This is a genomic window from Natronomonas sp. (genome assembly GCF_047616845.1).
Lineage (GTDB): Archaea > Halobacteriota > Halobacteria > Halobacteriales > Haloarculaceae > Natronomonas.
Window position 1 is genome coordinate 24,480 of record NZ_JBLGBY010000016.1, and the last position, 15,603, is coordinate 40,082.

The 15,603-nt window shown below is 64.2% G+C and carries 18 protein-coding genes and 1 pseudogene; 10 read left to right on the forward strand and 9 right to left on the reverse strand.

The genetic code is table 11. The annotated features are described in order from the left end of the window. The first annotated feature begins 34 nt into the window (after window positions 1-34). From pabB to ACI8UR_RS05205, 3 genes are read left to right on the forward strand one after another with little or no spacing between them, the layout of a single operon-like run. Window positions 35-1,519, forward strand: coding sequence for an aminodeoxychorismate synthase, component I (gene pabB / locus ACI8UR_RS05195; protein WP_411714353.1), 1,485 nt, complete (start codon window positions 35-37; stop codon window positions 1,517-1,519). Further along, a complete protein-coding gene (locus tag ACI8UR_RS05200) occupies window positions 1,519-2,103 on the forward strand; it encodes an anthranilate synthase component II (protein WP_411714352.1) in 585 nt (194 codons plus the stop codon). The genes pabB and ACI8UR_RS05200 overlap by 1 nt, the downstream gene beginning before the upstream one ends. After that, entirely contained in the window at window positions 2,088-2,957 is an 870-nt protein-coding gene (locus ACI8UR_RS05205; RefSeq protein ID WP_415087625.1) for an aminotransferase class IV, read from the forward strand. Before ACI8UR_RS05200 ends, ACI8UR_RS05205 begins: the two co-directional genes overlap by 16 nt. Here ACI8UR_RS05205 and ACI8UR_RS05210 read toward each other — a convergent pair. Continuing rightward, window positions 2,954-3,364, reverse strand: coding sequence for a Rieske (2Fe-2S) protein (locus tag ACI8UR_RS05210; protein WP_411714754.1), 411 nt, complete (start codon window positions 3,362-3,364; stop codon window positions 2,954-2,956). The genes ACI8UR_RS05205 and ACI8UR_RS05210 overlap by 4 nt on opposite strands. A gap of 109 nt (window positions 3,365-3,473) precedes the next feature. Between ACI8UR_RS05210 and ACI8UR_RS05215 the strand changes: the two genes are divergently transcribed. Further along, window positions 3,474-3,683: a TRAM domain-containing protein gene (locus tag ACI8UR_RS05215; protein WP_411714753.1), complete on the forward strand. Its 210-nt coding sequence runs from the start codon at window positions 3,474-3,476 to the stop codon at window positions 3,681-3,683. 106 nt (window positions 3,684-3,789) lie between these two features. Here the strand turns inward: ACI8UR_RS05215 and ACI8UR_RS05220 are convergent, their stop codons facing one another. Together ACI8UR_RS05220 and purH are read right to left on the reverse strand one after the other, a co-directional pair. Further along, window positions 3,790-4,503 carry an acetyl-CoA synthetase gene (locus ACI8UR_RS05220; RefSeq protein WP_411714752.1) on the reverse strand — a complete coding sequence of 238 codons (714 nt, stop codon included), beginning with the start codon at window positions 4,501-4,503 and terminating at the stop codon, window positions 3,790-3,792. Between the two features lie 163 nt (window positions 4,504-4,666). Further along, the gene (purH, locus tag ACI8UR_RS05225; RefSeq protein ID WP_415087626.1) at window positions 4,667-6,238 is read right to left on the reverse strand and encodes a bifunctional phosphoribosylaminoimidazolecarboxamide formyltransferase/IMP cyclohydrolase; all 1,572 of its coding nucleotides are present in this window, start codon (window positions 6,236-6,238) and stop codon (window positions 4,667-4,669) included. Window positions 6,239-6,441: 203 nt separating this feature from the next. On the opposite strand from purH, the gene ACI8UR_RS05230 reads away from it, so the two are divergent. The 3 genes and pseudogenes from ACI8UR_RS05230 (at window position 6,442) to purB (ending at window position 8,523) form a co-directional block, all read left to right on the forward strand. After that, entirely contained in the window at window positions 6,442-6,693 is a 252-nt protein-coding gene (locus ACI8UR_RS05230) for a hypothetical protein (protein ID WP_411714750.1), read from the forward strand. A 69-nt stretch (window positions 6,694-6,762) separates the two neighbouring features. After that, a pseudogene (locus ACI8UR_RS05235) lies at window positions 6,763-6,921 on the forward strand (carboxyl transferase domain-containing protein); the annotation flags it as partial. A 216-nt stretch (window positions 6,922-7,137) separates the two neighbouring features. Beyond that, a complete protein-coding gene (purB, locus tag ACI8UR_RS05240; protein ID WP_411714749.1) occupies window positions 7,138-8,523 on the forward strand; it encodes an adenylosuccinate lyase in 1,386 nt (461 codons plus the stop codon). Window positions 8,524-8,536: 13 nt separating this feature from the next. On the opposite strand, the gene ACI8UR_RS05245 is transcribed toward purB, so the two are convergent. Beyond that, on the reverse strand, window positions 8,537-8,950 hold the full coding sequence (locus ACI8UR_RS05245; RefSeq protein WP_411714748.1) for a PaaI family thioesterase: 414 nt from the start codon (window positions 8,948-8,950) through the stop codon (window positions 8,537-8,539). 61 nt (window positions 8,951-9,011) lie between these two features. Continuing rightward, window positions 9,012-10,256, reverse strand: coding sequence for a diaminopimelate decarboxylase (gene lysA, locus ACI8UR_RS05250; protein ID WP_411714747.1), 1,245 nt, complete (start codon window positions 10,254-10,256; stop codon window positions 9,012-9,014). 83 nt (window positions 10,257-10,339) lie between these two features. Between lysA and ACI8UR_RS05255 the strand changes: the two genes are divergently transcribed. Continuing rightward, window positions 10,340-10,621 carry a hypothetical protein gene (locus ACI8UR_RS05255; protein WP_411714746.1) on the forward strand — a complete coding sequence of 94 codons (282 nt, stop codon included), beginning with the start codon at window positions 10,340-10,342 and terminating at the stop codon, window positions 10,619-10,621. Window positions 10,622-10,705: 84 nt separating this feature from the next. On the opposite strand, the gene ACI8UR_RS05260 is transcribed toward ACI8UR_RS05255, so the two are convergent. The 3 genes from ACI8UR_RS05260 to dapA form a co-directional block, all read right to left on the reverse strand. Then, entirely contained in the window at window positions 10,706-11,539 is an 834-nt protein-coding gene (locus ACI8UR_RS05260) for a 2,3,4,5-tetrahydropyridine-2,6-dicarboxylate N-succinyltransferase (protein WP_411714745.1), read from the reverse strand. Between the two features lie 66 nt (window positions 11,540-11,605). Beyond that, window positions 11,606-12,370: a 4-hydroxy-tetrahydrodipicolinate reductase gene (dapB, locus tag ACI8UR_RS05265; RefSeq protein WP_411714744.1), complete on the reverse strand. Its 765-nt coding sequence runs from the start codon at window positions 12,368-12,370 to the stop codon at window positions 11,606-11,608. Then, window positions 12,367-13,251, reverse strand: a complete 885-nt coding sequence (gene dapA / locus ACI8UR_RS05270) for a 4-hydroxy-tetrahydrodipicolinate synthase (protein WP_411714743.1) — start codon at window positions 13,249-13,251, stop codon at window positions 12,367-12,369. The genes dapB and dapA overlap by 4 nt, the downstream gene beginning before the upstream one ends. A gap of 363 nt (window positions 13,252-13,614) precedes the next feature. Between dapA and ACI8UR_RS05275 the strand changes: the two genes are divergently transcribed. Beyond that, entirely contained in the window at window positions 13,615-14,445 is an 831-nt protein-coding gene (locus ACI8UR_RS05275; protein WP_411714742.1) for a M48 family metalloprotease, read from the forward strand. Between the two features lie 323 nt (window positions 14,446-14,768). On the opposite strand, the gene ACI8UR_RS05280 is transcribed toward ACI8UR_RS05275, so the two are convergent. Beyond that, window positions 14,769-15,173, reverse strand: a complete 405-nt coding sequence (locus tag ACI8UR_RS05280; protein WP_411714741.1) for a hypothetical protein — start codon at window positions 15,171-15,173, stop codon at window positions 14,769-14,771. 246 nt (window positions 15,174-15,419) lie between these two features. Here ACI8UR_RS05280 and ACI8UR_RS05285 point away from each other — a divergent pair. Next, window positions 15,420-15,603, forward strand: a 184-nt coding sequence (locus tag ACI8UR_RS05285; RefSeq protein WP_415087627.1) for a hypothetical protein, incomplete at its 3' end; no start/stop codon positions are given.

The window sequence follows — 15,603 nt, forward strand, 5'->3', positions numbered from 1 at the left end:
AGCGGTTATCGTTCGGGCGCGTTCTTCTTCGACAATGCGAGTCGCCACCGACCGGGAAGCCTTCCGCGCGACGGCAGCCGAGGCGCCGGCCGACGCGCGGGTACCGGTCGAACTCCGCATTCGCGTCGCCGACCCCTTCGATGCGTACCGGCGAGCGCGGCGCGGTGACGGTGGCGACGTGTTTCTTGAAACCACCGGCGGACAGCCCGGCTGGGGGTATTTCGCGACCGACCCAATCGAGCGTGTCACCGTGTCGGCCGAGGCGACGCCGATCGACGACGGCGCGCCATCGCTTGAGACGCTGGACACCGTCCTCGCCTCGGAGACGCTGGAACGCGGCGACTGCGACGTGCCGTATCCCTGTGGCGTGTTCGGCTGGCTCTCTTACGATGTCGCGCGAGAACTGGAGGCGCTGCCGGACGAAACGGTCGATGACCGTGGGCTTCCACGGTTCCAGGCCGCAAAGTACGACCGCGTCGTCGCGTGGGAGGAGCCACGGACGAACGAGGCGACGCTTCGGGTGACCGCCTGCCCGCGCCTCGACGAGCACGAATCCGCCGACGTCGCTTACGAATGGGGCGTCTCCAACGCTCGCGAATTAATCGCTCGGGCTGTCGCTGGCGACCGTTCGGTCGGTCGTGGCGCCACCGAGACGCAGGCGACGTTCGACTCAGATTGCTCTCGGGCCGAATTCGCCGACCGCGTCCGCCGGGTCAAAGAATACATCCGCGAGGGCGACACCTTCCAGGCGAATGTCTCCCAGCGGCTCTCGGCGCCGGCGACCGTCCACCCGGTCGAGGCTTTCGCCGCACTCCGGCGTGTGAACCCTGCTCCGTACTCCGCGCTCGTGGAGTTCCCGGGTGTCGACCTCGTGAGCGCAAGCCCGGAACTGCTCCTCGATGTCGAGGGTGACCGACTGTTGACCGAACCCATCGCCGGCACGCGGCCCCGCGGCGGCACCCCCGAAGATGACGAGGCGCTCGAAGCCGACCTCCGCTCCGACGAGAAGGAACGTGCCGAACACGCCATGCTCGTCGACCTCGAACGCAACGATCTCGGAAAAGTAAGCGAGTACGGCTCGGTCGACGTTCGGGAGTACCGCCGCGTCGACCGCTACTCGGAGGTAATGCACCTCGTGAGCCTCATCGAGGGCACGCGCCACACGGATTGTTCGCTTGCGGACGCCGTCGCCGCGGTCTTCCCGGGCGGCACCATCACCGGCGCTCCGAAACCCCGAACCATGGAGATCATCGACGAGGTCGAGGCTACGCGCCGGGGCCCCTACACGGGCGCAATCGGCGCATTCGGCTTCGACGACCGGGCGACGCTCAACATCGTCATCCGCACGCTCGTCCGCCACGGCGAACGGTACGATTTGCGCGTCGGCGCCGGCATCGTCCACGACTCCGACCCCGACCGCGAGTACGAGGAGACGCTCGACAAGGGGCGGGCGCTCATCAACGCCATCGACGCCGCGCTCGACGAGCACGCGACGTTCACACTGGAGGCCGCTGACTGATGTCACGACCCACAATACTCGTCATCGACAACTACGACTCGTTCGTCTACAACCTCGTCCAGTACGTCGGCGCCCACGCGGACGTTGTGGTAAAACGCAACGACGAGATCGATGTCGAGGGCATCCGAACGCTCGACCCGGATGGCATCGTCGTCTCGCCCGGGCCAGGAACGCCCGAGGAAGCCGGAGTCTCGATGGCTCTCTTCGAAGCGCTCGATTACCCGACGTTCGGTGTCTGTCTCGGCCACCAGGCGCTGTGTGCCGCAAACGGGGCCTCGGTGGGACACGCGCCGGAGGTCGTCCACGGCAAACCCTCGACCGTCTCCCACGACGGCGAGGGGCTATTCGAATCGCTGCCCGACCGCTTCGAGGTGGGTCGATACCACTCACTGGCCGTCGAGCGTTCCGACCTCCCCGAGTCGCTCGTCGAAACGGCCCACACCGAAGACGAGGGCGCCGTCGTCATGGGTGTTCGACACCGCGAGAAACCCCACGTCGGCGTCCAGTTCCATCCGGAGAGCATCCTCACCGATACGGGTGAGCGCATGGTCGAAACGTTCTGTGCCCAATGCAGTACCACGTAAACGGCGAGCTCGTCGCTCGCGAGAACGCGACCGTCAGCGTCGACGACCGGGGATTCCGCTACGGCGATGCGGCCTTCGAGACCTGCCGCGCCTACGGCGGCGAGGTGTACCGCTGGCAGCGACACGCCGAGCGGCTCCAGCGGACGTGTGAGACGCTCGGAATGCCCGACGCGGTTCCCGATGACCTGGCGCTCCGCGTCGCCGAGACGCTGGATGCGAACGACCTCGAAGGTGCCTACGTCCGAACCTCGATCAGCCGGGGCGTCCAGCTGGGGAAACTGACGCCGGACGAAGATGTCGACCCGACCGTCGTCGTCTACGTCAGGCCGCTCCCTCGCGGCGGCGTCGACGGCGAACGCGTCTGGGACGACCCCGCAGTCGTCCAGTCGGTGAAGACCCGTCGGCCTCCTGATGCGGCGCTTCCGGCCGACGCCAAGACGCACAACTACCTCAACGGTATCCTCGCCAGGCTCGAACTCCGAACGGCGTCGAGCGACACCTACCAGCCGGACGAGGCGCTCATACGTGACACCGACGGCTACGTCGCCGAGGGGTCGACGAGCAATCTGTTCTTCGTCGACGACGGCGTGGTAAAAACGCCCGCCGAGGGGTCGCTTCTCCCTGGTATCACTCGCGAACTCGTCATCGAACTCGCCGAGAGCGAGGAGTTCCCCGTTGAAACGGGCCGGTACACGCTCGATAATGTCCGGAGCGCTGACGAGGCGTTCCTGACGAACACGACGTGGGAGTTACGACCCATCGAAACCGTCGATGGCATCGAACTCGGCGGCGGGCCGATGACGTCGCTGTTACAGCGGCTCTACGACGAACGCGTGGAGACGCGCTGCTACTAGGCGCCGTCGAAGCCGATTCGCCCCGAAGAGAGGTCACGGTCGCTTTTCGGCCCGAGGTGGTCAAACTTGTAGTCCTCGTCGGTCAGATACACGCCACCATCCCGCTCCTCCACGTCGACGGCCTCCAGATACGCACCTTCACAGGGGCCGTAGGTGCAGTGGCCCGAATCGACCTCGAAGGTCGCGCCGTGGCGGGTACACACGAGTTCGTCGTCGCGAAACTCGGCGCCGCTGCCCTTATCGATCCGCACGTCGCTCCAGTGTGGACAGTAGTTCCGCCAGGCGGCGACGCCGTCCTCGAGCCGAACCAAGAGCACCTCCTTCTCGTCGAATCCCTCACGTACCGTAAAGAGTACCGTCGAATCCGCGGAGACCTCCTCGGCGTCGACGATACGGTCGTCGTCCATATCCGGTGGATGGTGTCGGGCGGTTCAAGTCTTGCGTTCGGCGAAACGAACACGGCATTTCAAGTTCCGTGGTAACGATTATCGAGGTGAGCATCGAGCGTGACTACCCATGAGTCAAACTTCGAACGTCCCAGTTGAGGAAGGCGAGACGCATTATCTCGAAATCGAGGAACTCGGCGATGAAGGCGACGGCATCGGCTACATCGATGGATTCGTGGTTTTCGTGCCGGATACGGAACTCACCGAAACGGTCGACGTCGAACTCGAAACCGTCCGCGATTCCTTCGCCATCGGCGAAGTCGTCGAACGGTACGATTGACGCACCGCGATGACCCGATTCGAGATCGCGCCGGAGTGTCCACGTGAGCGTCGTTCACCGTAACGCGATACCGAGTATCGATGGTTCGTCGTTCGACACTGGACGATTAGCGCGTCTCGGTGCCGTCGAGGAGCTCCGATGTCTTGACGTCGCTTTCGGGCCCCCCGACCACGATGTCACCGACGCTCCCCGCATCGAGGACGACAGTGGCTCCCGCGACGATGGGCGCGACGAGTCCCGCCGCGACGACGCCGGCCTCGGTGAACGAGCCATTGACGACGACTTCGTCGCCCGGCGCGATGCCGTGTTCCTCGACGACGGTTTCGGCGGCACCGACGACAGCGCCGTGGCTGTACGTTCCATCCCGCGTTCGCAGGAGTGGATCATCAGTGGCGATGACATCCGGCGGCTCGGTGGGGTTTTCGCTCCAGACGTCCCGCTCGAAATACGATGCCGAGGGGTCGTCGGGAGCGCCCCCGTAGGCGACCCGTTTCACCGACGGGCCGGTCGCATAGCCCCCGAAGTCGCTTTCGGGGATGACGAGCGCTCGTACTCCGTCGACATCGTCTGGCGGCCCGAACCGGACGATGCCGCCGAGGAGTGCGGCCCCGTAGAAGGTCAACACCGGTTCCGGAACCGGGTCGTCGGCGATGGCGACCCCGGCGCCGCCCCGGACGCCGAGATGTCGCAGGAAGTTGCCGACCTTCCAGGCGCTCGTACAGAACCGCCGATAATCGTACGTGCGACCGACAGCCGGCGCACGCAGCGCCGTGGCGTTCGACCGGGTCTCGCGGTCGATGGCATCCCCGAGTACGTCCATGCCACGTGTAGGGCTGCGACTGGCAAAAACGCGCCGTGTCGTGGTGGATCGAACAGGCGGCACCGCTCGACGGCCAGCCGCGCGGTATCCAGATGGCCGTCGGTCACTCATCAAGGCATGGGCCGTCTGGCCGCGCGTTCGTATATAAACCGTCTGCCGGAACTCAGTGTTTGAACGCCCGCTGGCCGGTGAACGCCATCGCGATATCGTGTTCGTTGGCGGCTTCGATGACGTCCTTGTCGTTGACCGAGCCACCGGGCTGGATGACGGCCTCGATGCCGGCGTCGGCGGCCTCCTCGATCCCGTCCGGGAACGGGAAGAACGCGTCCGAGGCCATCACAGCACCCTCGGCGTCCTTCCCTTCTGCGTGTTCGTCCGCCTTCATCGCAGCGAGTCGGACGGCGTCGACACGGGACACTTGGCCCATTCCGACGCCAACGGTTTCGGTGTCCTTCGCGAAGAGAATGGCGTTGGATTTGACGTGTTTGATGGTTTGCCAGGCGAAACGCATCGTCTCGACCTGTTCGTCGGTCGGCTCGCGCTCGGTGACGAACTCGAGGTCGTCGGCCGTGGGCCGCTGGAGGTCACGCTCCTGGACGAGCCGGCCGCCGACGAGGTCTTTCTCGGTGAGCGGCTCGGAGGGCGCTCCGAGTTCGCCTACGTCCAGAACGCGGAGGTTGTCCTTCTCGAAGAGGACGTCGAGTGCGGCGTCGGTGTAGCTGGGGGCGACGACGACCTCCTTGAACGAGTCGGTGATGAGGTCGGCTGTCGTGGCGTCGCATTCGCGGTTCAGAGCGACGATGCCGCCGAAGGCGCTCATGGGGTCGGTCGAGAGCGCACGCTCGTAGGCCGCATCGAGCGTGCCCGCGGTGGCACAGCCGGCCGGATTGGTATGCTTGATGACGGCCGCGGCGGGCGAATCGAACTCCTTGATGAGGTTCAACGCGCCGTCGGCGTCGTTGTAGTTGTTGTACGACAGCGCCTTTGCCCCCTCGTTGAGCTGGTCGGCGTGGACGACGCTTGCCTCCTCACTGGCGGCGTCGACGTACACCGCGGCGTCCTGATGGGGGTTCTCGCCGTATCGGAGTTCGCGGCCGCGGTCATCGCTGCTGAGGCGACGGGCGGGGAACTGCCCACCGTCGTCGCCCTCGACGGACACTTCGCTGTCCTCGACGGTCACACGGTCTTGGACGAACCACTTGACGGCACGGGGGTACGCGGTGAATTCGGCCTCGTGAAGGACGCGCTCTTTGAGGTCGTTGGTGTCGTCGCCGTCGAAGACGGGGACGGGCTCTTGTGTGACGATCGGGCCGCCATCGACGGTTTCGTCGACGACGTGGACGGTACAGCCAGTCACCGAGACGCCGGCGTCGAGCACCTGCTCGTGAGCGTCCATGCCCGGGAACGACGGCAAAAGCGACGGATGGACGTTGAGTGTCGTCGGCGCGTTGTCGAGGAACTCCTCGGTGAGGATGCGCATGTACCCGTCCAGACAGACGAGGTCGATGTCGTACTCCTTCAGTCGCTTGAGAATGCGCTGTTCGTGTTCCTCGCGCGTCTCGTCGTCGGCTTTCGCGACGATTTCGGTCGGAATCCCACGCTCTACGGCGCCTTCGAGAACGGGGGCGCCCTCCTCGTTCGTGAGCACGACGGCGAACTCCGCACCACCCGGTTCGGTGTCGGCCATGTGAAGCAGGTTTCGGCCGCGGTTCGAGGCCAGACCGGCTATTTGCATACGGAAAGAGGGCCCCGCGTCCGGCAAAGTAGTTGCGGTTGCGGCTCCGGAGGTGTTCATATAGATGCACACTTTGCCGGCATGGATCCGCATCCACAGCAGTAATATACACGTTCGTGACTATCCGAACGAACTTAACGAGCCGTATTCGCATCCGAGATCAGACAAACATTGTTAACAGCCACCGGGACAAGCGTCGGCATATGTCTGACGAGACGCACATCGACGTCCTTCTCGAAGGGGTGCGCGAGGCAAAGCGGGCCGTCTCCGATGAGGGACGACCAGAGGCAGTCGAGAAGCAACATGCCCAGGACAAACTCACCGCCCGCGAGCGGGTTGATTACCTCTGTGACGACTTCGACGTGATCGGCCAGCTCGCGGCGCCGTCGCCGTCGCTGCCACCGATTTCACGGTTAAAGGCGGCTCAATCGGCCACACCGGCGGATAGAAACTGAAACGCGTGGTGGAGCTGGCGCTCGAACGCGGCTTCCCGACCGTCCTGCTCCACGACGGCGGCCACCGCATCCGGGAGGGGGTCGACACTCGCCGTCGCCGGCCCTGCGCTCGTGAAAGCGGCCCTCGGCGTCGACCTCTCGAAGGAAGAACTCGGCGGCGCCCGCTACCAGACGACCGAGACGGGGATGGCCGACCGCGCATACAAGGATAACACGTCAGATGTATGAACAGAACCGGCGAACTCCCCGCGGTGGGTGATACTGACGGACGTACGTTCGTAAAGACATATTCAGGTAGATAGCTTCTCTACCCCAGTACAGACCAAATGAGCAGCTCTACAGTTCAATCACGTACGTCCGTCAGTATGAGGACACTGCCGAACGCGCCCGGGCGATGTGGGCGGTATCGACACCCTTTTTCAACGTCTCGCCGCAGGTACGCCCATGACTGACCGGGGCTCACTTTACGCGGTCTCACCGCTTGACGGCCGCTACGCCCGCTACACGGAACCGCTCACCGAGTACGCCAGCGAGGCGGCGCTGATGCGTGCTCGCGTCGAAGTCGAAGTCGAGTACTTCATCGCCTTGGCCGACCTCGAGGCCACGCCGCTGGAACTGGCCGCCGACACCCGCGCCGACCTCCGGGCGCTCTATGAGTCGTTCGACGCCGACGACGCCGATGTCATCAAACGGCTCGAAACCGAGGGGTACGAGGAGTATTCGGCGACCAACCACGACGTGAAAGCCGTCGAGTATTTCATCCGGATGGCGCTGCCCGACGAGGACGAACAGGGGCCGTGGGTGCATTTCGGCCTCACGAGCGAGGATGTGAACAACCTCGCCCAGCGGCTGCTCGTCAAACCCGCCGTCGAGGACGTCCTCATCCCCGAAATCCGCGAACTTCGCGACACGCTCGCCGCCGAGGCCCGAACCCACCGCGACCTGCCGATGCTCGCTCGCACGCACGGCCAGCCCGCGACACCGACGACCTATGGCAAAGAACTGGCCGTCTACGCCGCCCGACTGGGCCGGGCGCTGGGCCGTGTCGAGGCCGCAGCCGACGACCTCTCGGGGAAACTCGCCGGCGCGTCCGGCACCTACGCCGCCCACCACGCCGCCTACCCGGACGTCGACTGGCAGGCCTTCTCGAAGACGTTCGTCGAATCCCTCGGCCTCGAACACGTCGCGCTCACGACGCAGGTCAACCCCTGTGACGACCTCGCGGCGGTGTTCGACGCGCTCCGCGGTGTCAACAACGTCCTCCGCGATCTCGATTTGGACATGTGGCTCTACGTCTCCGACCGCTATCTCGGCCAAGAGACAGTCGAGGGCGAGACCGGCTCCTCGACGATGCCGCACAAAGTCAACCCCATCGACTTCGAGAACAGCGAGGGCAATCTCACCAAGGCAAACTCCGATCTGACGTTCCTCGCGGATTACGTCACCACCTCGCGGCTCCAGCGTGACCTCTCGGATTCGACGGTCAAGCGCAACATCGGCGCCGCCTTCGCCCACTGTCTCATCGGCTACGGGAAGGCCGCAAACGGCCTCGCGAAAGTCGCGCCCAACAGCCAGGTCATGCTCGAAGCCCTCGCGGAAAACCCCGAGGTCATCGGCGAGGCCGTCCAGACCATCCTCCGACGCGAGGGCGACACCGAAGCCTACGAGCGCATCAAGGCACTCTCACGCGGCGAGCGCGCCTCGCTCTCGGATTTCCAGCGGCTCTTCGACGACCTCGACGTCGACGAAGACGTCCGTGAGGAACTGCACGCGCTCACGCCCGACTCCTACACCGGTCTCGGCTCCGAGCTCGTCGACGAATTGGAGTGAGGAGCGCCGACAGTCAGCTTCGGTCGAGGTGCAGCGATACCCGCCCGACTGCGACCGTCTCCTCGCCCTCTTCAGTATCCGTCGTGACCTCGACTTCGACGACGCCCATCGTTCCGCCGACCCGGACGACCGTCGCCTCGGCGGTCAGGTCACCCGTCGCCGGCTGGACGTAACTGACGTTCAGTTCCGTCGAGGCGTGCGGCGTCTCCCGTGGCGCATCGAGCGTCGTTCGGATGGCGGCGCCGCCCGCGTGGTCGATGAGCGTCGCGACGACGCCGCCCTGCATCACGCCCGTGCCGGGATTCGCGAGCGACTCGTCGAACGGTAGCGAGAGCCGGACATACCCTTCTTCCTGGGCTTCGAGTTCGATACCGAGGTCGCGAAGGTGGTCGTGGTGCTCCAGAAACCAGCGGTTGGCGTCGGCCATGGGCCACGTTCAGTCGAGCCGATAATAAAACGTCGCGCGGCGGTCGCGGTTGCCGGCGCGGTTATTCGTTGCCGGGCGCTTCGTCTTCCAGCCGCGTCAGGTCGTCGAACGTCTCTCGGCGGCGCGTCACGCGCTCCGTGTCGCCGTCGATGGCGACCTCGGCGGGCCGGGGCTGGGAGTGGAACTGGCTTGCGAGATTGATGCCGTAGGCACCGACGTTGCCGATTGCGAGCAGGTCGTTCGCCTCGGGCCGGGGAATCGGCCGGTCGGTGCAGAACACGTCGGCACTCGTACACAGCGGGCCACCGACACTGGACGGCACGGGGTCGCGGTCGCCGCCCGTGACGTTGCGGATGTGGTGATAGGAATCGAACATCGCCGGCCGAATCATCGCCGTCAGGCCGGCATTGACGCCGACGACGCGCGTCTCCGGCGTCTCCTTGATGGTGTTGACCCGCGTCAGGAGCGTGCCGGCGTCGGCAACGAGATACCGCCCCGGTTCGAGGGCGATCGTCGCGTCGACGTCTTCGGTCACCTCCCGAACCATCTCGGCGGCGGCCTCGATGTCGAGCGGTGGCTCGTCCGGCCGGTACGGAACGCCGAAGCCGCCGCCCAAATCGAGGAACTCCAGGTCACCGACGCGTTCGGCGAGGTCGGCGACCTTCTGGAGGGCACGTCGATGGTCGTCGAGGTCATCGGAGAGGACGCCGCTGCCGACGTGGGCGTGGAGGCCGACGAATTCGAAGCGCTCGCGGGCCTTTTCGACGAGGTCGGGCACCTCCTCGTAGGGAACACCGAACTTCGCGTCCTTGCCGGTCGCGACTTTCTCGTGGTGGCCGGTACCGATGCCGGGGTTGACGCGGAGTGCGAGTCGGCCGTCGAAGCCGCGCGCCTCGAGGCGGTCGAGCGTCATCTCGGCGCCTACGGTAATCGTCAGTTCGGGGGTGTCCTCCCAGAGGTCGACGGCGTAATCGAGGTCGCCGTCCGGCGGATTGACCGCCGTGTACTGGAGGTCATCGGGCGCGACGCCGGCTTTCAGCGCGCGGTCGAGTTCGCCAGCGGCGGCACACTCGACATCCGCGCCGGCATCGTAGAGCGTCCGGATGACGGCCCGCCCCGTGTTCGCCTTCGCGGCGTACATGACGTGGGCGAAATCGAAGGCGTCGTCGAACCGCGCGTAGTTCTCGCGGATGCGGTCGTGATCCATCACGTACAGCGGCGTGCCGTGTTCCTCGGCGAGCCGTTCGAGGCGGGGGCCGTCCCACTCCGAGAGACGCTTGACGAGCGGCGAGGCGGCGAGACTCATTGCCCGATTAAGGGGGACGGCCGCTAACAAGGGTTCCGGCTTCGACCGAAACGTTTGGGTCGGCTGCCGACACACCCTCGTGTATGACCGACGACGAGACGCGCGACCGCAGCACTCCCATCGGCACCGTCCTCGGAGCCACGTTCGGCCCCTTCGGCGCCGCCATCGGCAGCGTCGTCGACGAGAACCGCTTTGCGATGACGGTCTCGTTCGGCGCCGGCGCCATGGACGATGACGACGGGCTGGACGATGCGACGGCCATCGAAATCGAAGACGATGCGGAAGCGGAGGCGGAGACAGAGGCGGAGGAAGAGTCCGATGCTGCCGACGCAGAGGAGAGCGAAACGGCCGAGGAATCGGAGTAGCGGCCCCGAAAGAGGCGAGCGACGGCTCCGAGGCCGAGGCGGCGGGCGAAGAGCCGGACGACACCGACAACGAATAGCGTCCCGTTACTCCCGCAGTGCGTCCTCGCGTTTCGTCGCCTCAAGCGTCTCTTCCTCGACGTCCGTCGCGACGACAGCGGGCTTGTAGGCACCGCCCTCGAAGAGGTCGTGGTCGCCGACACTTGACTCGACGAAGCGGGTGAAGGCGCGACGCTGCGGCGGCAGTTCGCCGTAGATGACTTCCTCTTCGACGAGGTCGTAGACGGGAATGCGCGGCGTCAGAAGCGTGTTCTCGCCGACGATGCTGCCCTCGCCGACGACGAAGCCGCTGGTGACGCGACAGCCCGCGCCGAGCGACACGTCGTCCTCGACGATGACTGGTGCGGCCTCGACGGGTTCGAGCACGCCGCCGATGAGCGTGTTCGCGCCGAGTTTCACGTTGTCGCCGATTTGGGCGGCCGACCCGACGGTGTCACAGGAATCGACGAGCGTCCCGTCGCCGACGTAGGCGCCGATGTTGACGAACGCCGGACTCATGAGAATCGCGTCGCTGCCGACGTAGGCGCCGCGGCGGATGACGGTGCCGTCCGGCGTGTTCCGGCTGCCGCGCTCCGGGAGGTCGTCGGTCTCTCGAAGCGGCAACACGTCGTGATAACTGACGCCGCCGTAGGTGTGCGTCTCGATTTCGCGCAGGCCGAAGTTGAGCAGGATACCCTGCTTGACCCATTCGTTGGCCTGCCACTCGCCGTTGCGCTTCTCGGCGGCCCGCACCTCGCCCGCCTCCAGCGCCTGCAGGAACTCCTCCAGGACGGCGTATTCTTCGGTGCCGGCCTCCTCGGCCGTCAGTCCGTCCGCTTTGCGTCGCTGCAGTTCCTCGATGTCGTTTTGGAGTACGCTCATTGTGTCCACGGACGAAAACCCAGGCCTTGGCTCTGTTGGATTCGGGGACGCGCTCGAACGCGGCCGTTACAGCGCGTCCTCGAAGTCGTACCAGCCGGCCTCTTTGCCGATGAGCCACTCGGCGGCGTCGACCGCGCCGGCAGCGAAGACGCGCCGCGACTCCGCGCGGTGGGTCAGCGTCAGCACCTCGTCGTTATCGGCCAGGAGCACCTCGTGCTCGCCGCGAACGTTGCCCGCCCGCCGGACGTGGACGCCGACCTCGCTTTCCTCGCGCAGGTGCTCGCCCTCGCGGCCGTGCGTGCGGTCGAGTTCCGAGTCGCTCTCGCGGGCCTCGTCGACTGCGTTCAGAATGCTCTTGGCCGTCCCGCTCGGGGCGTCACGCTTGCCGCTGTGGTGCGTCTCGGTGAGTTCGATGTCGTAGCCGGGCAGCGCCTCGATGCCCGCCTCGACGACGCGCAACAGCGCCTGTACGCCGCGGGCGAAGTTCGAGGCCTTCAGGACGGGAATCGACTCGCTTGCCTCCTTGAGTTCGTCGAGACCTTCCTCGTCGAAGCCCGTCGTGCCGACGACGTAGGGGACGCCGGCCTCGGCGGCCATGGTGGCGTATTCCCGGCAGGCGCCGGGCACGGTGAAGTCGATGGCGACGTCCGCCGGCCCGTCGCCGGCCTCGCCTTCGAGCAGGTCGCGGAGTTTCTCCGTCGGGTGGACGCGGACGTCCTCGACGGTGTCCGCCGAGCGCGCGACGCCGACGACATCGTGACCGCGGCCGCTGGCCTCCGCGACGATCTCGCTGCCCGTCCGGCCGGTCGCGCCGATGACGACGAGCCTCATTCGTCCAGCTCTGCCAGCACTGAACCCAGCTGCTCGCGGTGCTCGGGCTGGAGCGGGTTGAGCGGCGACCGCATCGTCGACGAGTGGATCCCCCGAATCTCCATGGCCTCCTTGATGGGAATCGGGTTCGTCTCGATGAACAGCGTCCGGAAGAGGTCTCCGAGTTCGTACTGGAGTTCTCGCGCGCGGTCGAAATCGTTCTCCAGTGCGGCGCCGACCAAGGCGACCGTCCGCTCGGGTTCGACGTTCGCGGCCACGGAGACACAGCCGGTGCCACCCTGGCCGATGATGGGCAGCGTCAAGGCGTCATCGCCGGACAGCACCGAGAAGTTCTCGTGGCGGGTGCGTTCGATGACCTCGTTCGTCCGGTTGAGGTCGCCGCTTGCGGCCTTGTAGCCGACGATGTTCTCGTGTCGGGACAGCGCGACGGCCGTCTCGACGGCGATGTTGCGCCCGGTGCGGCCGGGGACGTTGTAGACGATTTGCGGCAGGTCGACGGCGTCGGCAATGGCGCGGAAGTGGTGCTCCATGCCGTCCGGTTCGGGGATGTTGTAGTACGGCGAGATGAGAAGCAGGGCGTCGGCGCCAGCGGCTTCGGCCCGCTCGGAGAGTTCGAGCGCCTCGCGGGTGTTGTTCGAGCCGGAGCCGGCGATGACGGGGACGTCATCGACGGCGTCGACGACCGTCTCGATGACCTCGACGTGTTCGTCATGGGTCATCGTCGCGGATTCGCCGGTCGTGCCGACGGGGACGAGGCCGTCGACGCCGGCGGCTTCGAGCCGCTGGGCGTGGGCGCGCAGGGTTTCGTGGTCGATGCTCTCGTCGTCGTCGAACGGCGTGGTCATCGCAGGGAACACGCCGGTGAAGGTGTCGTGGGTCATGTGCTGTGGGTTCGGAGTGATACGGATTGGTGTACCAAATTACCAGCGAGCGGCCGGTACGGGTCGGCGTTCGCCGGTACCCGACTACAACAATCCGTATGGGTCGTCAGGCGATGCGTCCGGAACCGACCTACGACGGGGGTGCCACACCCGCCGTAGACCATGCTACGGACGTTTGCCGGTGTGAGAATCGGCGGCGCGCTGGCTGGGCTCCATCCGACGGCGGTGGCGGTCGCCGAGCGCGCGAGGTCGCATACCCGGGAACGCGGCGCGAACCGACTTATGTATTGTGAGTCATCCGTGCGGAATGATACCACACAAGCCAGAAGCCATATAGCTGGCAACTCCCAACCCAGGGATACAATGAGACACGTAGGACTCAAGGCCCGCATGGCGGTCGTGGGGAGCATCCTCTTCGGCTTCTACATGCTCCTTGCAATCGTCGCGCTTGAGGTGTACGGCCTCGGCCTGCCGATCGTCGTGCTGGGTACCATCGCCTTCGCCGGCTTCCAGTACAAATTCGGCAAGTGGGCCGCACTTCGGAGTGCGGGCGCCGAAGAGATGTCCGAAGACCGCTACCCCGAGATTCACCGGGCGGTCGAGCGCGTTTCCGGCGATATGGACTTGGAGAAGCCGAAACTGATGGTCGCGGACATGGGCGTCCCGAACGCCTTCGCCGTCGGGCGACGCGGCGCCGGCGTCGTCGTCGTCTCACGGGAACTCATCCAGCTGCTCGACCCCGACGAACTCGAAGCCGTCCTCGCCCACGAGCTCGCCCACATCGACAACCGCGATGTCGTGACGATGGTGATGGGTCAATCCATCGCCTCGATGCTCGGGCTGGCGGCGTACGTCGTCGTCGCCTCCACCCGAGAGGGTGGAATTGGGGGCTTCCTCGTCGGCTATCTGGCGAGTATCCTCGTCCAGTCGGTCGCGATGGTGTTCGTGTTGGCCATCTCGCGGTATCGAGAGTACGTCGCCGACTCCGATGCGGCCCGCCACGTCGGCGGCGACGCGATGGCGCGTGCCCTCCAGAAGATCTCGGGCGCCAGTCAGGGTCGCGACGTCGAACTCGACGACAACGTCTCCGCGCTGTGTATCTTCGGCGGCGAGCGCTCGGCACTGGAGAAACTGTACGCGACCCACCCACCCATCGAAAAGCGCATCGAAGCGGTTCGCGACGTCGAGCGCTAAGTCTACTATCGTCAATAGGGAATAGCCTTCATCATTACTTAGAATGAGCGTGTCATAGAATCCGTCCCACGATTTTGTCGGCCTGATTACTGTTTCAAGCCGTAACGTGTTTAGAAGAGCGTGCACCTGGTGCACAGCGTTTACAACCAGTCAAAAAGACTCCGCTTAGGTATGGATACTGATGTTTCGTCCGTATCGACGTTGGTTCAACTCGGATCGAACGACTGCTGTGCGACCGGAGGTGACGGTCTTGAAGCCGCTGGCTCCGAATACGCAGACAACCATGCGCACTATTCTATGACACGCTCTAGAATTCTTATATATTACAGTCCATGGACGGATATTTCTCCTTCATTTTCTTGACCATAAGAGATTTCTGCGCTCGTGGCGATTTTTCCTTCAGCAGATGAAGAAGCCGGCCAAGGTAAGTTTTCTTTCTCAGAAGAATCCACCTGCACAAGTATCCGCACCGGATCTCCCTCAAACGTTATTTCATCATCCGAATCGGGTTCAGTCGCTTTGCCACCTTCTAATTGAGCTGTTTTAGTATGGATTATCCCGGATGACGTATTTTTGATTTGTATAGTGAAAGAGCGAGATTTATCCGAATAGTTGTACAATCCATACACATATTCTTCGGTTCGGTCATCTGTACTGAGACGGCTACATCCAGCAGTTATGCCACCTAGCATTGTACCAACAGCCGCAAGGATCGAGCGCCGTTCCATATAATCAATTTATTATAGATGAATAAAAATATTTTCGTGTGTCGTTGGTACTGCCTGGCATCATCGACAGAGGATACGTCTTCTCCAGGAGCAACTCGATAGATCAGGTTATTTTTTATATACCTGGTGCAAGGGAGATACCTAACTCACCAAATTTCAACTATAAAAGTATAATATTTTTAATGGGAGAATGATTCTTATGCAATAGGGGGAAGATTTTATAAATTGCTCTTTAATACTAGGGGCATGGTCAGGAATGACCCCAATCGTAGAAAAGTCATCAAGACAGCTGCAGTCATCGGTAGTGCTTCCATTGCTGGGACATCAATAGCCAGCGGTTCGACCGCTGGATTTCGAAGCACAATAGAACACTCCCAAGTAATCAAACAGTCTACAGGAAGTATTGAAGCATGGTTGGATTATTTAGAAA